The organism is Sodaliphilus sp., from assembly GCF_045598405.1.
GTDB lineage: Bacteria > Bacteroidota > Bacteroidia > Bacteroidales > Muribaculaceae > Sodaliphilus > Sodaliphilus limicaballi.
In genome coordinates, this window is sequence record NZ_JAZLLZ010000052.1 from 1 (window position 1) to 19,733 (window position 19,733).

General features: G+C 55.7%; 10 protein-coding genes. 4 read left to right on the forward strand and 6 right to left on the reverse strand.

Going from position 1 to position 19,733, the window contains the following annotated elements; all coding sequences use genetic code 11:
- Positions 1 to 65 precede the first annotated feature (65 nt).
- The 5 genes from ACKI3C_RS04625 to ACKI3C_RS04645 form a co-directional block, all read right to left on the reverse strand.
- Positions 66 to 2,018, reverse strand: coding sequence for a sialate O-acetylesterase (locus ACKI3C_RS04625; RefSeq protein ID WP_407402531.1), 1,953 nt, complete (start codon positions 2,016 to 2,018; stop codon positions 66 to 68).
- A gap of 160 nt (positions 2,019 to 2,178) precedes the next feature.
- Positions 2,179 to 5,007 (reverse strand): DUF4982 domain-containing protein, encoded by a 2,829-nt coding sequence (locus tag ACKI3C_RS04630; RefSeq protein ID WP_407402533.1) that lies wholly within the window; start codon positions 5,005 to 5,007, stop codon positions 2,179 to 2,181.
- A 5-nt stretch (positions 5,008 to 5,012) separates the two neighbouring features.
- A complete protein-coding gene (locus ACKI3C_RS04635; protein WP_407402535.1) occupies positions 5,013 to 7,004 on the reverse strand; it encodes a T9SS type A sorting domain-containing protein in 1,992 nt (663 codons plus the stop codon).
- 146 nt (positions 7,005 to 7,150) lie between these two features.
- Positions 7,151 to 8,143: a glycoside hydrolase family 43 protein gene (locus ACKI3C_RS04640; protein ID WP_407402537.1), complete on the reverse strand. Its 993-nt coding sequence runs from the start codon at positions 8,141 to 8,143 to the stop codon at positions 7,151 to 7,153.
- A gap of 45 nt (positions 8,144 to 8,188) precedes the next feature.
- Positions 8,189 to 12,190 carry a two-component regulator propeller domain-containing protein gene (locus tag ACKI3C_RS04645; protein WP_407402539.1) on the reverse strand — a complete coding sequence of 1,334 codons (4,002 nt, stop codon included), beginning with the start codon at positions 12,188 to 12,190 and terminating at the stop codon, positions 8,189 to 8,191.
- A gap of 288 nt (positions 12,191 to 12,478) precedes the next feature.
- Here ACKI3C_RS04645 and ACKI3C_RS04650 point away from each other — a divergent pair, with 288 nt between their 5' ends.
- The 4 genes from ACKI3C_RS04650 (at position 12,479) to ACKI3C_RS04665 (ending at position 19,582) form a co-directional block, all read left to right on the forward strand.
- Positions 12,479 to 14,086: a beta-N-acetylhexosaminidase gene (locus ACKI3C_RS04650; RefSeq protein ID WP_407402541.1), complete on the forward strand. Its 1,608-nt coding sequence runs from the start codon at positions 12,479 to 12,481 to the stop codon at positions 14,084 to 14,086.
- A 175-nt stretch (positions 14,087 to 14,261) separates the two neighbouring features.
- On the forward strand, positions 14,262 to 15,086 hold the full coding sequence (locus tag ACKI3C_RS04655; RefSeq protein ID WP_407402543.1) for a transposase: 825 nt from the start codon (positions 14,262 to 14,264) through the stop codon (positions 15,084 to 15,086).
- Positions 15,087 to 15,275: 189 nt separating this feature from the next.
- Positions 15,276 to 17,333 (forward strand): glycoside hydrolase family 2 protein, encoded by a 2,058-nt coding sequence (locus ACKI3C_RS04660; protein ID WP_407402544.1) that lies wholly within the window; start codon positions 15,276 to 15,278, stop codon positions 17,331 to 17,333.
- Between the two features lie 8 nt (positions 17,334 to 17,341).
- Positions 17,342 to 19,582 carry a GH92 family glycosyl hydrolase gene (locus ACKI3C_RS04665; protein ID WP_407402546.1) on the forward strand — a complete coding sequence of 747 codons (2,241 nt, stop codon included), beginning with the start codon at positions 17,342 to 17,344 and terminating at the stop codon, positions 19,580 to 19,582.
- Here the strand turns inward: ACKI3C_RS04665 and ACKI3C_RS04670 are convergent.
- Positions 19,541 to 19,733: hypothetical protein (locus tag ACKI3C_RS04670; protein WP_407402548.1), on the reverse strand; the 193-nt coding region annotated here is incomplete at its 5' end. The genes ACKI3C_RS04665 and ACKI3C_RS04670 overlap by 42 nt on opposite strands.

Consider the following 19,733-nt stretch of genomic DNA (forward strand, 5'->3'; position numbering starts at 1 on the left):
ACAGGGACGTCCCTATGATGGCATTTTAAACTCTTAAACCCTTAAACATTTAAACCTTTACAAAGTTACCAGCGGTCGGTGCGGAAAGGGGTGAGGGGCAGTGAGCCGTCGGTTGAGCGCACGTTGTTGGCGGGGTTGTCGCCCCAGGCGTAGCGCACTGCGATGGGCATTGACACCTCGGGGCTCCACACTGTCACCTTGTTGCCGGTGACGATTGCCTGTGCGGTGTGGAACTTCATGTCGGGGCCGGCGATGATGAATCCTTCCACCTTGTCGCCCTGCACGGTGAGTGCCTGGTTGAAGCTCAAGATCGCCTTGTTGCCGTTCACCTTCATCTGTCCGTCGTAGAGGGGTAGATTATACTGTCCGCGCTTGTAGGTCTGTGCCAGAGCCGCGTTAGCCAGTCGCAAGCCCACTTCCTGCTTGTTCTTGGGGTGGATGTCGTAGGCCTCGCCTATGTCGATGGTCACTGCCATGCCGGTGTTAGAGAGTTGCAGTGCATTGGTCTGTGCCTCGCGCAGGTAGGCCCAGCGAGAGTCGGGCTGCACGGCGTGGCGTTCCTGCCAGTTGGCAATCTGCACGAAGTAGAAGGGGATGTCCTTCTTCCACAGCTTGCGCCAGTCGTGGATCATCGCCTGGAAGAGCGGTGTGTACTGCGGCCAGCGGTCGGCATTGGCTTCGCCCTGATACCAGATGGCGCCCTGGATGGCGAAGTCGCGCAGGGGGTAAATCATTGCGTTGTAGAGGTTGCTGTTGTAGTTCTGGCTTGTGGGTTGCTCGGGCATGCGGGGCATGTCGGCAACGCTCAGGCCGATGTGGTAGTTCCACTCGCCTGCCAGAGCCAGTGTCTCGTCGCCCATCTTGAGCTCAAGCATACCAGCGTCGCCGCAGATGCCGCCCAGACCAGTCTCGTCGCGCACCTTGATGGTGATCACGACCTTGTTGTCTTTAATCAGGGCCGCGGGCACGTCATACACGCGCTCAATCCAGTAGCCGTTGGTGCTGCCCACTTGCGTGCCATTTACCCATGTCCAGTCTTCGTCATCGACCTTGCCAGCCTTGATTTTGAGGCCCTTACCCACCCAGTGGTCGGGCAGGGTGACGGTCTTTTGGAACCACACCACGCCGTCAAAGTTGGGCAGTCCAGCCCATTCCCACGCGTTGGGCAGGTTCATGGTCTTCCATCCGTCCATGTCGGTGGTGCCGTTCACCCATCGGGGAGTGTTGCCGTCCATGCCTTCGTCGGCTTTGTTATAGAGTTTGCGCCAGTGAGCCATGTCGCGGTCATATTTTTCTTTGAGTTTCTGAGCGTCGCCTTTAATTGCTGCGCGCTCGATGGCATCTTGCTGGGTGTCCATCACCGTCATGAGAGTCTCGGTGCTGGTCCACGCTTCGGCGGGAGTGCCGCCCCATGAAGTGTCGATCACACCGATGGGGATGCGGAGCTGGTTCCACAGGCGGCGTGCGAAGAAATAGGCGGTCGCCGAGAAGTTGTCGGCGCTCTGGGTCGAGCACACGTTCCACTTCTCGCCGTTGCTCAGGATGAGGTTATCGGTGGGCACGTTAGACACCACGCGCTTCACCTGCAAGAGGCGTATGTTGTCATAGTTGGCGTTCTTGAGTTCCTGCTCGTAGTCCTTCACCTTGCCCCAGCCGTTGATGGGCATCTCCATGTTGGACTGTCCCGAGCACACCCACACCTCGCCCACGAGCACGTTGTTCAGGGTGAGTTTGTCGCCGTCGCTCACGGTGATGGTGTAAGCCTTGAGGCTAGCCTTGGGGGTAGGGACGTTGATTGAGAAATTGCCGTTAGCGTCGGTCTTGCCAGTGTAGGCCTGTTTTGCCCAGCCGGCGTTTACTGTTACTGTACCTGCGTGTGACGCTTTGCCTTTAACTGTGAGAGTGGCGTTCTGCTGCACTACCATGTCATCGCTGAAGTAGCTAGGCAGCGTGACTGTTGCCTGTGCTGCACTGGCAGCGAGTAATGTAATGGCCAATGCCATCAATGATTTCTTCATAGTCTATATCTTTTTTATAGTTCTAGATTTACTAGATGTTTGTTATTTTCTTGACGCTATCGACTAGATAAAAGGGACGGTTCTTTTTATCTAGTTTTACCTAGTTTAATTTAGTTGTATCTAAAAATGTCCAAAAACTAGATAAAAGGGACGGTTCTTTTTATCTAGTTTTTGAAACTGTTGAGCACTCGCCGGGTAGCAAGCCGGGTGACGTCGCCTTGACGGTGATGTTGCCGGGGTTGAAGGTGGTGCGCACTGCTACGCGCATGAGTCCGCCCTCGGCTTGCAGCTCGTGGTCGCCCGGGGCATGGTAAGACAGTCCCTTGCCCGGGGTGATGTAGAAGTTGTAAGAACCCTTATACACGCCTTCGCCCTCAACCTCAAAGGTGATGTTGTTCTCGGCGCGAGGGCACCAGCGTCCTTGCTCATCGACGATGCGGGCTGTCACGGTGAAAGCGTCGCTGGCGTTGGCGCGCAGAGTGAAGTTTCCGCCGTCGGGGCGGTCGCTCCAGCGGTCAACGGTGAGTTCGATGCGGTGAGGCTTGCCGGCGGTTGCAATCTCATCGCGGCACACCTCGCGGCCGTTCTCGTCGAGTCCCACAGCAGTGACGACAGACGGGCGCCACTCGATGCCCTTCCATGTGCACTGCTTGGTGTTGGCGTCGGGGGTCACCTTACCTTGTGACACGCCGTCGATAAATAGCTCCACCTGCGGACAGTTGCTCCATGCGTCAACGTTCTGAATGCCAGAGTAGTTCCAGTGGCTTTGCAATGCTACGCCGGGGCGGGTAGAGTAGGGCACCCACAGCGCGTTCTCATAGACGCGGTAGGGGAGTTTGGGGAAGCGGTTGCCGTCCATGGCACACGAGCCTAGGCTCTTCTGGTTGCGCATGCCGTTGAGGTAGATAGTGTAGCCCTCGCCGTAGGTCTCGCTAAGCATCCAGTGTAGCCAACCGCAGGCGTGGTTCTTGAGGTCGTCGAGATAGTTCTGCACATAGAAGCGGGTGAACGCCTTCTCGTTGTCGTAGTCGTGACGGGCGATGCACCAGCTGGGGTTTCCGCTCCAGTTTGTGCCATAGACCTCGGTGTTGATTGAGGGGCTGCCCTTGACTTTCTCGTAGCGGTTGGTATAGCCCACCATGAGTCGCTTGCTGCTGTCCCACTCGCGGGGATAGCCATCGCGGTTCATCACGATGCGCGGTGCGTAGAAGTCCCACTTCTCGGCTTCCTCCTGGGTGTAGTTGGGCAGATATTTCACGCCGTCGTAGGCCAGGCCGTTGTTTGACTCCCACACGAGGATCGACGGGTGGTTGCGGAAGGCGATGATAGCATCCCGGTCATATTCTCGCTTGTAGGTGAGCGCGGGCTCGTTTTTGAGCGACCACTCACCGTCGCCGCTATTGAGGAACAGCAGCACGCCCAGTGCGTCGCACGCCTCGATGGTTTCTACAAACGGAGGCTGGTGGCCCACACGCAGCGAGTTGCCGCCGCAGCGGGCTATGCGAGCAATCTCCTCCCACTGGAATGCCGTGGGGACTGCCGATCCCAGGCCAGGATAGATGTTGCGGTTGCCAAATCCGCGCAAGATGGTTTTCTCGCCGTTGACGTAGCAGTAATCATCGTCCCACGTGATGGTGCGTATGCCCAGTTGCTCGGTGTGCACGTCGGTGCACTTGCCGTCAACGTAGGTCTTGGCCTCTACCTTATATAAATAAGGTGTGCCGCTGCCGCCCACGGGGTACCACAGCGTGGGATTCTTGATAGAGTCGGTGTGGTCGAGTGTGCACGAGCCATGCGCCGGGGCGATGGCTGTTTGCTCAAACGCGAGCACCGTCTTGCCGCGATGGTCGAGCAGACGTGTTTTGAGGGTGACGCGTGCCATGCGGTCGCCGTCGTTATCCACAGCGGTCATGAAACGCAGCAATGCCTTGTCCTTGCTGGCGTTGAGGGTGCCGTAGTAGGTGCCCCACTTGCCGGTGGGCGAGTAGCTGTTGGTGGGAATGTGCACGTCGTCCTTGATGTGCATGAGCACGGGTGCGGTGATGCCGCCCATTGCCTGGCCGAAGCCCTCGTTCTCGGCAAAGCATGGCCAGGTGAAGAATGTGTCCTTCTTGTTGCTCACGTTCACGGCAATCACGTTGTCGCCGCCCCAGTTGACGTGGGGGGTGATATCCACGGTGAACGGCAGGAAGCTGCCCACGTGGGTCACAGGACCAGGCTGGGGCACAGCGGTGTTGCCCTTGATGGCGTGGCCGTTGACATATACCGTGTAACCTATGTTAACACTCTGGAATTCAAGCAAGATGTGCTTCCCCTTGTTTTTCTTGTCGATGGTGAGGTGCTTGCGATACCACACCTCGCCGCGCCAGCAGCGTTCGCCAGTGGTGCCGTTGAGGTAGGAGTCGCTCTCGTTGTAGCAGTGAGGCACGCCCACTTTTTCCCACGCGCTGTCGTCGCATGCCACGGTGGCTGCGTCGTGAATCACGTTGTAATCTACCATGGGGTTGACATCTATCGTTGCCACGGGAGCCTCGATGTCGTGCTTGTCGTTGTCCATGGTGCGTTCAAGCTCAACCTTGACGTAGCGGCAACTACCCTGCACGCTCACGATGGCGCTGGTGCTGCCTGTTACCTGCGTGAGACCCACGGTGTTACCCACAGTGGTGATGTCGTTGACCATATTGGCCTGGCACTTGATGTCGTCCTTGCTCGAGACGCGCGTCCACTGCTTGCCATCGTCGCTCACTTGAGCGTTAGCCTTGATCCACTGCACCGCATCGCCATCAAAGGTAATCACCACCTCGCTCACCTTGCTGGGCGCGCCCAGGTCAATGGTTTTCCCGGCGCCGTCGAGGGTTGCGGTGCTGATGGGGGTGGTGCGGTCGATGCGCGAAAACAACCACTGTGTGCCGTCGAGGTGTATAACCTCGGCACTGGCACACAGTGAAATAATTGCGAATATGTATAGAAGTATGCTTCTAGATGTCATGCTTATTAGCGAATGATAACCTTGGTTGTGTAAGACGAGCCATTGCTTGTGAGAGCAACAACATAAACGCCAGCCTCGTTAATGTTCAATGAACCGCTGCCGTTTACCGCTGTTTGTTCAACCACCTTGCCATCTGCCTTGTAAACAGTGAGAGTTGCATTGTCGATTGAAGTGTAGTAAAGAGTCTTGGCGCTTGCCCACACCTTACCTTGAGTCGCATTGGTGTTCACGTCGTCAATGCCGCTCACGTCAAACTTGCTGACTGCCGATGTCCACTTGCTGCCGCGGTTGCCGTTGTCGATGGCCTGAACGCCCCACTCATACATGCCGCTCTCGGTGATGGTGGTCTTGAATGTGCAGCTCTGGATAGCGCCGGTGGTGTTGCCCACGCGCACGAAGCCGGTTGCAAGGTCGGCGGGGAGAACCATGAAGGTCTTTTCACTGCCCTGGCGCTTGATGTAGAAGTTGTAACGCAATGCAGCCTCGGGTGTGAAGTCGTCGCTGGGAGCAACCCAGGTGAAGGTCACGAGGCCGTTCTCGTCGATAGTGGCACTGAGTGCTGTGGGTGCCTCGGGGGCTGCGTTGGCTGCAACGCCCTTGGTTGAGCTGGTGTTGCGGTAAATCTCGGTGAGACAGCCGCTGCTGCACATGCCGTTGCTCCAGCCGCTGCTCCATGCATCGAGGTAACCATCGTTATCATAGTCGATGAGGTGCTGGTTGCCGTGAGTCACGCGGTTGAAGTGACCGAGCTTGCCGAATGAGTCGAGATACTGGGCATAAACAGGAGTGAAGTTGAAGTCGCCCTGGTTAGCATAGAGCCATGTCGTGTGCTCGTGCTGCTGGCCGTGACCACCCACGAGAAGATCTGCAAGACCGTCCTGGTTGACGTCGCCTATCGAAATTTGTGCACCGTCGATGCCTTCAAATGTGCTGGGTGTGACCAGTTGCCACTCGCGGTTGCCCAGGTTCTTTGCAATGTAAAGTTTCTTGCCGTTAGTGTTCTCATAGATACCGCCCATTACCAGGTCGGGATGGCCGTCGTTGTTGAGGTCGCCCACTGCAGTGATACCAGCAGTGAGTCCCTTAACGCCAGTTTCCTTCTCGGTGAATGTGCCGTCGCCATTGTTCCAGTAAATGTGGAGTGAACTCTCGTGCTTGCTGTCATAGCCGTTGGCAACGATGTCGAGCCATGAGTCTCCGTCGAGGTCAACCATGGTCACGCTACCATCGCACAAGCCCTCAAATTGCTTGCCATTGGCCAGCGGAGCTTCAACGAGTTCAAAGCGCTCTCCATTGACATTGCGATAGAGCTTGCATGTGCGCACTGCCAGGAAGGGTGTCTCGGTGTCGAGGCGTGCAGGCTCGTCAAAACCAGTGAGGATAACGTCGGTATAGCCGTCCTTGTCAAAGTCGCCAGCCGCAGCTGCCATGTGACCCTTGCCGCCGCTCAGTCCGTTGAACACGGGACGCACGCCGCAGTTGGCGATTTCCTCATAAGTGGCATTGCCATCGGCATCGATGCCCTTGTTGATATACAAGTGGCTCTTGGGCAGGTCGATATTACTGTGCTTGTCGTCCCATCCGTAGCCCCATGCCGAGAGTCCTGAGATGAACATGTCGAGAAGGCCGTCATTGTTGAAGTCAAGCCACACAGGGGTAGAGAATGCTGTTGCTGCAAATGGTGGCCATGCCACACGGGTGAAGGTGCCATTGCCTGCGTTGCGGTAGAGGTTGGACTGCGTGTTAGACGTGCTGACGTGAGTGTTGCGGTCGCTATAATAGACGTCGAGATACCCGTCGTTATTGTAGTCGCCCCATGCTGCGCCAGTGTACTGTGAATGATAGAACTCGCCAGCTTGCTGACCGCCCACTGCTGTCTGCTTGGGAACGGGGGTTGCTACGCGCTGGAACTTGATGTTACTGCTGGCTCCGGGAGTCTGCGCGCCAGCGGTTGCCGCCAGGCACAGGAGCATGCTCAATGTAAAACCGTATTTCATATTTCGTTTGTGTATTAGTTTTTGTATATATCTTCATTTGCAAATTTACTCACACTTTTTAAAGTCTTATGCAACAGATGTTGCAAATAGTAGAAAAATAGTGTGATATAACCGCAAGGACAGCATTTTTAATCAGTGGAAACGGGTTACAGGCTCCACTGGTCTTGCCAGGGCACGGTGAGTTCGTCGCCCTCAAACTTGATAGGTAGCCAGATGTACCGAGAGTCGATGAGATCGACCTTGTTCCACTTGTCAAACATCATGATGAAGGTATCTTCAACGCCCTGAACGGGAAGAACAAATGTGCTCTGGCCATAGAATGTCTTGTCGGCATCCTTGCCACGGCAGGGATTGTTGATTGCGGTGTAAGGTCCTGTTATGCAGTCGGCAACGGCATATTCTGCCTCGTTAGGCGACCAGCCGGTGCATCCGCTCGACACGATGTAGTATTTGCCGCCGCGCTTGAAGATGGCGGGTGCCTCGCGGAACTTGTCGGCAAAGTTGCGGGTGTAGGTGCCCACGGTCTTGAGGTAGTCGGCTGTGAGCTGCGAGATCTGCATGGTGGCGTTGCCCTCCGACGAGTAGATGAGGTAGGCCTTGCCGTCGTCGTCCTTATAGACGGTGAGGTCGCGGGCTATCTGGCCGTTGGGACGCACGCTTTCAATATAGGTGAACGGGCCGGTGGGCGAATCGCCCACTGCCACGCCGGCGCTTGCCTTGCCGTAGTCGTGGTTGTCGATGTGCATCCACATCACGAACTTGCCTGTCGTCTCGTTGTAAATCACCTTGGGACGCTCGATGACCATGGTGGGGTGGATGTCGCTGTGGGTGTTGACGGTGTCGGGCGACAGGGCTATGCCCTCAAACTTCCAGTTGTATAGGTCCTTTGACGAGTAGCACGACACGCCGCCGGCCTCGGCGCGGTAACATTCCCAGCCCACGCCGGGTGAGCGGTAGGTGTAGTCGCCCTTGTACTCGCCATACCAGTAGTAGGTGCCGTTGTGATACATGATGCCGCCGCCGTGGGCGTTGATGTGACGGCCGTCGGTGTCGGCCCACTTCTCGCCAGGCGTGAACGATCCCATTGCGCACATCGAGGTGGCAATAATACTGAAGATGATAAAGCTCAATGTTTTCATATTATAATCTAATCTTTTTTACCTTTATATATTGTATCGTTTTTGTCACTTTTCTTCCTCTTCTTGCTGCTTGGCAGCCTGCTGTGCTGCACGCTGCTGCTTCTCAAACTCCTTGGGGGTCATGCCAAACTGCTTCTGGAACAGCTTGATGAAGTATGACGGTGAATTGATGCCCACGATGTAGCACACCTCGCCGGTGCGGTAGCTGCCTTCGGCTATGAGCGCCGACGCTTTCTTGAGGCGGATGAGGCGGATGAAGTCGGTGGGTGAGCTGCCCGAGATGGCTTTGATCTTGCGGTGCAGGCTGCTGCGGCTCATGTACACTCGCTCGGCGAGTACCTCGACGCCGAAGTTGGGGTTCTCGATATTTTCCTCGATGGTCTCGACGATCTTGTTCATCAGCTTCTCGTCGGCTTTGCTCATGCCCATGTTGCCCGTGGGCACGAAGGGCTTGCGGTTGAACGCCTCGGTCTCGCGGCGCTTGTTATCGAAGATTGACGCGAGTTTTGCCACCAGGTACTTGAACGAGAAGGGTTTCTCGATATAGGCGTCAGCACCTATGCGCAGTCCTTCGACCTTGCTGTCAAGGTCATTCTTGGCTGTGAGCAGGATGACGGGGATGTGGCTCATCTCGATGTCGCCCTTGATGTGCTTGCACAGCTCGATGCCGTCCATCTCGGGCATCATGATGTCGCTTATCACGATGTCGATGGGTTGCTCCTTGAGCACCTTCAAGGCGTTGACGCCGTTTTCGGCCGTCTTGACGGTGTAGAGCTTGCTCAGTTTCTCGCTGATGAAGGTGAGCAGATCGGCATTGTCATCAACCACGAGGATGGTCTCGCTGCGCTGCATGTCGTCGCTGGTGTCGAGCTCGTCGTCGGCTATCATGTCGTTGCCCTCGATGGCCTCGGCGGTTTCCGACTTGAGTGTTTTGAGCGTGAGTGTGAACGAATTGTTGCCGTCCACGATGTCATAGTTGAGTTTGCCGCCATTCAGCTCGGCAAGCGAGTGAGCCAGGTACAGGCCTATGCCCGAACTTGATGAGGCGTTGGCATTGTGGGTCATCTGGAAGAAGGCGTCGAATATCTTTTCTTGCGACTCGGGCGGGATGGTCTCGCCGTCGTTCACAAAGGTGATGCGTGTCTCGTCGCCATCGACCGTGAGGGTTATCTTGATGAATGTGTCGCCATAGCGCACGGCGTTAGAGAACAAGTTGTTGAGAATCTTGATCACCGAGTTGCGGTCGGCGAGCACGTAGGCTTTGTCGTCGGCTCCAATGAGCTCTACCGAGCGGTGCTGGGCGTGGGCAACCTCTTCAAACTTGCGCACCCACTCGCGCAGCATGCTGGAGATGTTGATTGACACGGTGTTGATGTCCATCTTGTTGCTATCCACCTTGCGGAAGTCGAGCAGCTGGTTGATCAGCGCCATCAGCTCGTTGGTGTTGCGGCTCATGGTGCTGAGGTTGCGCTTGATCTCGGGATCCACGATGTCCATATCCATAAGGTTCTCCAGCGGGCCGTTGATAAGTGTCACCGGGGTGCGTATCTCGTGGGCTATGCTGGTGAAGAAGTCTATCTTGGTGCGGTAAAGTTCTTTTTCCTTCTCGCTCTCAAAGTGTTGCTGGCGTTCTTGCGCCTTGCGGCTGTTGAGGGCGCGTATGAATCGGAATGCCCACCACGAGAATCCTGCAAGCAGGAGGATGTAGGCTATCCATGCCCAGATGGTGTTCCACCACGGGTTGCGTATGGTGATGTGAAGCACGGTTTCCTGCTCGCTCCACACGCCGTCGCTGTTGCTGCCTTTTACCCTGAATGTGTAAGTGCCGGGCGAGAGGTTGGCATAGGTGACGCTGTGAGAGTTGCTGGTCTCAATCCAGTCGCTGTTCACGCCATCCATCTTGTAGGCGTAGGAGTTGGCCTCGGGCATCACATAGCTGAGCGCGGCAAAGTTGAAGCCTATGTTTGACTGGTCGTGCGACAGGGTGATCTTGTCGCTGAAGATGATGCTCTTGTCGAGCGGTGAGTCCTCGGCGCCAGGAATCACTTCCTTGTTGTCGATAAGCAGGGCGGTGATATACACTTTGGGCGCCAGTTCGTTGACGCGCATCGAGTGGGGGTTGAACGAGATGAGTCCCTCGCTGCTGCCAAAGTAGAAGATGCCGTTGCTGGCCTTGAGCGCACTCTTGTAGTTGAACTGGTTGCCGGGCAGGCCGTTGTGCGTGGTGTAGATCTTGCATGCGCCGGTTGAGGGGGTGAACTTCACCAGGCCGTTGTTGGTGCCGAACCACAGGTTGCCGTCGTTGTCCTCGATGATTTCGTATGCCGAGTCGTCGGGCAGGCCTTGCGCCAGGCTGTAAGTCTTGAACTTGCCGGTTGGCTTGTTGAGGCAGCAGATGCCGCCGCGGTCGGTCGAGAACCACAGGTTGCCGTCGCTTGCCATGAGGATGCTGCTCACCGAGTTGCTGCTCAGGCTGGTAGGGTCGTTGGCGTTGTGCGTGTAGTGCACTGTCTTGCCTGTGCCGGGATTGTAGCAGAACACGCCGTTGCCCAGCGATGCCACCCAGATGTTGCCGTCGTTGTCCTCGAGGATATCGTAGATGTAGTTGAACCCGAACTGCTCCTGGCGGGTGTAGTTCGACGAGCCCCGCTCGCTCATATACACGCCCCAGCCGTTGCCCACCCACATACGGCCCTTGCCGTCCTCGCACAGGGCGTAGATGCTCTGGTCGTTCATGCCTAGGCTCTCGGCGCTCAGGTGAGAAGCCGTCGTTGTGGTCGAGTTCACCACATCGATGCCGTTTTTATAGAACCCCACCCAGATCTTGTCGTCGCAGTGAAGCATGGCGAGCGGTTTGTTGCTCGACAGGCGTGCCTGGCTGAAGGTGCCGGTGTTGGGGTTGAAGATGTTCACGCCGTGGTCGTCGGTGCCCACCCAGATGTTGCCGGAATTGTCTTCCACGAGGTCGCGTATGCGCTTGCTGGTGATGGTGCCGGGGCTCATCAGCGGCACATATCGCATGAAGTGCATGCCCTGCTGCGGCAGGTAGCTCACGCCAGCCATGTTAAATCCTACCCAGATGCCGTTCTCGCGGTCACGGTAGATGCGGCCTATCTGGTTGTCACGCAGCGAGTAGCTGCACATGGGGTCGTTGGCTATGTGCTCGGTGATGCCTGTGTTCTCGTCAACTATGTAGATGCCGTTGTCGGTGCCCACCCACAGCACGCCGTCGTAGTGCTTCACGTCGCGTATAATCTTGTAATGCACTTCCGGGGCGTTGATGTCGGTCACCTCGTTCTTGCGCTTGTTGAACTTGCGCAGCTTGCCCTCGTGAATGCCAAGCACGAGGAAATCGCCGTAGTCGCTCATGCGGTACACGTTCTCGCCCATAATCGACGATGTGCCGTTGTCGCCCATGTGCTGGACAAAGCGGTCGCCGTTGCGGTCGTAGGCAAAGATGCCGTTGCCGTCGGTGCCCACCCACAGCTTGCCGCTCTTGTCGAGTACCATGCACTGCGGTGTGCCGCGGTCGGGGTGAGACGAGTTGCCCAGCGAGTAATGTTTGAGCTTCTTGTCCTTGCCGTAGCGGAACATGCCCTGGTTGGGGACGATGATCCAGATGTTGCCGTCGTTGTCGTTGTCGATTTGTGCCACCCAGTCGGTCATCTTGGAGCCGTTGTTGGCCTTGTCGCCCATGAAGGCAAACGACTCGTTGACGGGATCGTAGATAAACACGCCCTTGTCGGTACCCACCCACAAGTGCTTGTCGGCATCTTCATAGAGCGACGACACGTTATTGTTGCAATTGCCGTTTTTCTGGTCGCGGATGTCAAACACCTTGATGCAGTTGCCGTCATATCGGTTGAGCTTGTTGCGGGTGCCGAACCACATGAAACCGTAGGAGTCCTGCAAGATTGCTTTCACGTCGGTCTGCGACAGGCCCTCGGGACTCGAAATGTGGCGGAAATAGTATTTATACGGGTAGTTTTGTGCCACAGCGGCTGCCGTGCACAAGACTAGGGTTATTATGGCAAGAAATTTCTTCATTGGTTGCTGTTAATGTTTTCGGGAGCCAAAGTCACGCGCCCAATATTACAGGTACAAAATTACAGAAAAGGAATTCCCTATTATTGTCCATTTTTTTCAAAAAATAGTACAAATGTCCTATTTGCCATTGCACCATGTCTTATATACCCCCAAAGCCCCCCCGCCCCCTGCACTTCTCGCGGGTTCTCACGCTAGCCCGCAGGAGAAAATCACCTCGCCCGCTTGCCCAGGTGGAAATATTCCTTTAAATTTGTGGTCGATTTTTAACCCCTGTAATTTGATTGAAGCATGAAGCAACTGTTTTTAGTGTTGATGACTCTGGTCGCGGTGGTGTGTGGTGCTGGCAATGTGGATGTGGTGCCGGCGGTGAGGTCGGCTCGCGTTGACTCGTCACGCACGCTCTCGCTCGGTGTTGATGCCGGCGTGTGGGCTGCTCCCGGTGCGATGTCGGCTGCAAAGTATCTGGTGGATTATTGCCATGACAAGCTGGGGCTGCACTTCAAGCTCGTTGACAACGCAAGCGATGCTATCATCACGATAAATGACGTTGAGGTTACTCCTATTAATGGCTATCTGCTCACTGTTGATGACCGTCGGGTCAGCATCTCGTCGGTTTCGCCTGCGGCACGGTTTTATGGCGTGACCACATTGATCCAGATGCTCCCTTCGCGTCCGGGCGACCTGCCCAGGCTGCCGCACTGCACCATCGTGGATGCTCCCGGATATGACTACCGTGGCATGCACCTCGATGTGGTGCGACATTTCTACCCCGTTTCGTTTGTGAAGCAATACATCGACTGGATGGCGTTGCACAAGATGAACGTGTTTCACTGGCACCTGACCGATGACCAAGGCTGGCGCATCGCACTCAAAAGCCATCCAGAGCTAACCGAACGTGGCAGCAGCCGTGATGGCGAAATCAAGGGCATTTTCCCTGGCGAATACTATGACCGCCCTTACCAGGCTTACTATACCCAGGAAGAAATAAAGGACGTGATCAGTTATGCCGAAGAGCGTTTTGTGACGGTTGTCCCCGAGATTGACATCCCCGGCCACTGCATGGCGGTGCTGGCAGCACACCCCGAGTTCAGCACTTCGCCCGACTCAATCAAGCACACCGCGCTCACGTGGGGCATCTTCAACCGCCAGAACAATGTGCTTGCGCCCAGCGACGAGGTTTTCAAGTTTCTTGACGAGGTTTTCGACGAGGTGTGCCAGTTGTTCCCTGGCAAGTATATCCATGTGGGAGGCGATGAGTGTGCGCCCAGGTGGTGGAACGAAAGTACTGCCACACAGCAGTATATGGAACAACACGGCTTGCAAGACGCTCATGCCTTGCAGACTCACTTCATGCAGCATGTGCAGGCGGTGTGCCGCAAGCACGGCAAGGTGGCGATAGGCTGGGACGGCGGTGCCGAGGGCATGGATCCCGCCGACGGGGTGGTCGAGAGCTGGCACGTGCGTCCCAAGATGCCTCTCCGCCGCATCGATACCACCCACAAGTGGATAAACGCCAGCGGACGATACTTCTATTTCACCTGCCACGAAGACTCGACGCAGACCGAGCTTGCTCCTGGCGCGGGCCGCACGCTCACGGTGCGCGATGTGTATGAGAGCCAGCTTGTTCCCGACTCGGCATCCGTTGCCGTGCGTGACAATCTGCTTGGCGTCGAGGGCTGTTTGTGGACCGAGTATTGTGCCGAGCCGTGGAAGGCCGAGATGATGGTGTTTCCGCGCATTGCCGCCCTTGCCGAGAAGGCTTGGTGCGGTGAGCGACTCCCAGGCTGGAACGACTTTCAACCGAGGCTCCTGCGTTTGCTCAACTACTACGACCTCTGGCGCATACGTTACAACCCCGCATTCGAACGCACAACCCCCACCCCGCGAGAACGCTGACCCACGCCCTCCCATCATCCGCCAACGAGTTTCTACCACACTTTTTAGTCGGAACTTTTGTGAATGCCATCAAAGGGACAGTCCCCGTGATGGCATTTTCTTGCTTTGTTTTTCTTGATAAATCAAAATTGTTTTATATCTTTGCGACAAAATATCAAAAAATATAGAAAATATTATGCCAAGGAGAAGTCGTGTTTTTAGTACAACAGGCGTTTACCATGTGATGTTGCGTGGTATTGATCGCAGAGATATTTTTCGTGATAATCAGGACCGAGGTAAGTTTTTGAAAGTGCTTCGCTCCGTGACTGAACCAGTGGATTCAAATAACAAGCCATTGCCGTCCTACTGCATGATTCATGCTTATTGTTTGATGGACAACCATGTCCATCTGCTGATTGCCGAAGGAAATGAAACGATAGGTGAAGTGATGAAACGCATCTTGGTGTCTTATGTGAGTTACTTCAACAAGCGTTATGAGCGTTTGGGGCCGTTGTTCCAGGGACGCTACAGGAGCGAACCCGTTGAAGATGCGGGCTACTTCATAAAATTGTTGCGTTACATACACCAAAATCCCGTTGCTGCCGAGATGGTTGCGTCTCCCGATGCTTATGAGTGGAGCAGTTGGCACGAATACGCAGGAACGCTTGGCATGCCTGCGGTATGTGCTCGATCTTTTCCGTTCACGGGGATACAGTGGGACGAGATAAAGGAACTGGTATTGAAGGTAAGTGCCGAGGTGCGCCTAAACAAAGTTCACAAATCACGCCTGACTGATTCTGAGGCCCGCAGGCTTGTTGAACAGGTATGTCAGGGAATTGAGCTGCGTGAGATGCCGCGCTCAAAAAGAGCCATGCATGCAAAATCCATTATTGACGCGGGTGTGAGTATGAGGCAGTTAGCCCGTATTGCCGCACTAGACTATAAAACTGTGTGGCGCATGGTGTCGGAGCAAGAATGCCATCATGGGGACTGTCCCTTTGATGGCATTGTAGAAGTTTAATGTGTTGGTTATAAATAGAATGCCATCAAAGGGACAGTCCCTTTGATGGCATTTTCTCTGTGCCTCTGCGAGAGATCGGTCGGGAAATCGCAAACGGATATCCACGATTGTGGCATTTTGTGCAACGGATATGATTTTTTATTTGCGTAAATGTGATTAATTTTGCAATGTGAAGAAAATTATTCTATTATGACTGCATATAAGAGACTGTTTGTTGTGATGGCGATTGCAGCTGTGGCGCTTGGTGCTATGGCTCAATTCCGATGTACTCTGCCTCTCGATGGTGATTGGCAGTTTGTGAAACATGACGTTGCCCCCGAGGGAACTGGTGATGTGCAATGGCAGCAAGTCAGGGTGCCTCACTGCTGGAATGCCGAGGATGGCTGTACGCCCGAGTACTATCGCGGCGCCGGGGCCTACCGATACTCGTTTGATGCGCCCAAGAACACCAAGGGGAAACGCGTGGTGCTGCACTTTGAGGGTGTGAGCCAGCATGCGTGGGTCTATGTCAACGGGCACCTGGCAGGCGAGCACAAGGGATCGTTCACCGCGTTCAATGCCGACGCAACTCCCTATCTCAAAGAAAAAGACAACGAACTGCTGGTGCGTGTCACCAATGCGAAGGACGAGACCATCATTCCGCTGGCGGGCGACTTCACCGTCTTTGGCGGCATCTATCGCCCGGTGAGCATCGAGGTTGTGCCCGAGAACGGCATCACCGTCAACGACCACGGCTCGAAGGGCGTGTTTATCAAGCAGAACAAGGTTACTGCCGACGAGGCGCAGCTTGAGGTGCTTGCCAAGGTTGACCTAACAGCACAGGTGAAAAACAAACTGGGTTTGCGCGTTGTTTTCACTGACGACCAGCGCAATGACCACACTGGCACCGTCAAGATGTTTGAGTTCAAGGGCGGCACTATGCAGCGCAGCAGTGATTTCTATCAAGTCAAGCTACCTGTGACTATTCCAAACCCCCATTTGTGGAACGGCAAGAAAGACGCCGCGATGTACACTTGCCAGGTTTATCTGATGGACGGCGACAAGGTTATTGATATGGTTGCCGAGGAGATAGGCTTGCGCTCGTTCCACATCGACCACAACAAGGGTTTCTTCCTCAACGGCGAGTCTTACCCCCTGCGTGGCGTGAACCGCCACCAGGACCGCAAGGGTCAGGGTTGGGCGCTATCCACAGCCGACCACGATGAGGACATGGCGATGATCAAGGAAATAGGTGCCAACACCATTCGCCTGGCTCACTATCCTCATTCTCAATACTTCTACTCGCTGTGTGACCGCGAAGGCATGCTCGTGTGGGCCGAGATTCCATTCATCGAGAAGGGCACCAAGGGCAATGCCGAGTTTGACAACAACACCTGCGAGATGCTCGTTGAGCTCATTCGCCAGAGCTATAACCACCCGTCTATTTTCTGCTGGAGCCTTTACAACGAGCTAGGCGACGGAACTCATCCCGAACTGCTTGTGGCTCGCCTCAACGACCTGGCTCACCGCGAGGACCCCACCCGCGTCACCGTGGGCGCGACCAACAATGCCGGACGTCCTGAGAACCAGATTCCTGACGTGGTGGGACACAACACCTACCCCGGCTGGTACTGGGACAATCCCGAGAACATGAAGTGGACCATCGCATGGAACTATAAGCCCGACAGCGGCAAGAGCATAGCCATCAGCGAGTATGGCGCCGGCGCTAGCATCAAGCAGCACGACCAGCACATCAAGTCGGCCCCCAAGACCGACGGAGAGTGGCACCCCGAGGAGTGGCAAGCCTCTGTGCACGAGGTCACTTACCGCATCATCGACGAGAGCCCGCAGTTGTGGGGCACGTTTGTGTGGAACATGTTTGACTTTGCCAGCGCGGGTCGTCACGAGGGCGATGCGCTCGGTATCAACGACAAAGGCCTGTGTACCTACGACCGCAAGGTGCGCAAGGATGCGTTCTACTACTACAAGGCGCAGTGGAACCCCGAGCCCATGGTGCACATCTGCTCAAAGCGCGACACCGAGCGCAAGGAGGCTGTCACCGATGTGAAGGTCTACAGCAACTGCAAGACCCCCGTGCTTACAGTTAATGGCAAGGTGTATGCTCTTGAAAATAAAGGTCATAACACATGGGTGGCTACAGGCGTGCAGCTCAAACCCGGCGCCAACGAAGCAACAGTTGTGACCGATGAAGGCGCTACCGATTCTTGCGGCTGGGTCTTTGTGGAAGAAAAAACAAAAAGTAAATAATGATGAAGATGAAGAAGATATTTATTGCTGCCGTTGCGGCGATGACGATGGGTAGTGTCTGGGCAAAGCCCAGCGCAAGTCCTGTTGACTACGTGAACACCCTCATGGGCACCGCCATCAAGGGAGAGGGCGGGTCGGCCCCCTTCGTGGGCACACCCCACGCCATGACCAACTTCATGCCCCAAACCCGCGAGAACAAGATGGGAACCATGGCCTATATCTATGACGACAAGTCGATTATGGGCTTCATGGGTTCGCATCAGCCCACCATCTGGATGGGCGATTACGGCTACATGTCGCTCATGCCCCAGACAGGCACCGACGTGCGTCCACTGCCCGGCGACCGCGCGTTGCCTTACACCCACGACTGCGAAAAAGCCACGCCTTACCGTTACAGCGTGGACCTGCAAGCACCCGAGGGCAAGCTCCATGTGGAGATGAGCGCTGCCAGCCGTGCCGCCGTGATGCAGTTCACCTTCCCCCGCAAGGCGCAGCAGCGTGTCATCTTGCAGGGCATCAACCTCAACCCCGCGCTGGGCGACTGGGCAAATGATTACGGCCCACGCCTCGAGAAACTGCGTGGCTGGGTGAAAGTTGACCTCGATAACAACGAGATTGTGGGCTACAACCCCGACCGACAGAGCGCGCAGATTGGTCCCGAGACTCCCAACTTCAAAGGCTACTTTGTGGTGCGTTTCAACCGACCCATCAAGGGACACGGCACTTGGGACGGCGACAAGGTGTATCGCGACAAGGCCGAGCTCACCGGAACACGCATGGGTGCGTTTGTGGAGTTTGGCAACAGCGACGGCAAACCCGTTGTAGCCCACGTGGGTACATCATTCATCAGCGTGGAGCAGGCGCGTGCCAACCTCGACAAGGAAGTGGGCAGCAAGAGCCTCGATGCACTGGCACAGAGCACACGCGAAGCGTGGAACAATGTGCTGTCAAAGATGAGTGTCGAGACCGACAATCTTGACGACAAAACCATCTTCTACACAGCCATTTACCTCAACTACCGCTTCCCCCGCGAGTTTAGCGAGGACGGCCGCTACTACAGCGCTATGGACGACAAGGTGCACGAGGGCATCTCTTACAACGACTTCTCGCTGTGGGACACCTTCCGCGCCACTCATCCGCTGCTCACCCTGCTCGAACCCGAGATGACCGGCGACATGATCACCGGCTTGCTCAACATGTATAAAGAAGGCGGCTGGTTGCCCATGTGGCCCAACCCGTCGTACACCAACATCATGATTGCAACCCATGCCGACGCCGTCATCGCCGATGCCTACATGAAGGGCATTCGCAACTATGACGTCAACCTCGCCTATGAAGCGATGCGCAAGGACGCAATGACACCTCCCGATGCCGACACCCAGCGACGTTACGGCGACCGAGACCGCTGGACGTCATACGAGGCTCGCGCTGGCGCAAGTTTCTATCACACAATAGGCTATGTACCCGACGACCGCACTGCCGAGAGTGTGTCACGCACGCTGGAATATGCGCTCGACGACTGGTGCGTGGCGCGTGTGGCTCTCGACATGAACAAGGTGGACGACTACAACGCACTCATGCGCTGGTCGCAAAACTACCGCAACCAGTACTGCAAGGAGAAAGGGTTCATGCTGCCACGCAAGTACGACGGCACTTTCATCGACATCAACGACCACGACCGCCACGGCCTCACAGAGGGCTCGAAGTGGACCTACCTCTTCTGCGTGATGCAGGACATCCCCGGCATGATAGAGATGATGGGAGGCAACGAGGCATTTGCGGCAAAGCTCGACCAGAACTTCGACGGCGGACACTATCGCCACGACAACGAGCCCGGACACCACTACATCTACCTCTATGACTACTGCGGCCAGCCCCGCAAGGCGCAGGCACTCATTCGCAAGACCATTCGCGACAACTACCACAACGCCCCCGACGGCTTCAACGGCAACGACGACTGCGGCCAGATGTCGGCGTGGTACCTGTTCTCTGTCATGGGATTCTACCCCGTGACACCCGCAAGCAACGTCTTCGCCCTGGGCGCACCCCAGTTCCGCCGCATGACCATCGACGTCACATCGCCCAAGACTGGCGAGTCACACACCGTGACCATCGAAGCCAAGAACCTGAGCGAGAAGAATATGCACGTGTCAGGAGTGACCATCGACGGCACCCCCATCGACGGCAACTTCATCACCTACGACCAGCTACTCCACGCCAGCAATATCACTTTCACCATGTGCGAGTGACAAATATTGCCATAGGAGACCGAATGATTTTAGGTGGATAAGGGTCGTTATTTCCAGGGCAACCGCATCAAAACTTGCCAAAACTTCTCGACTTCCCCCACGGAGTATTGGATCAGGTTTTGGACCTAAAATGATGGGAAAAACAAAAAAA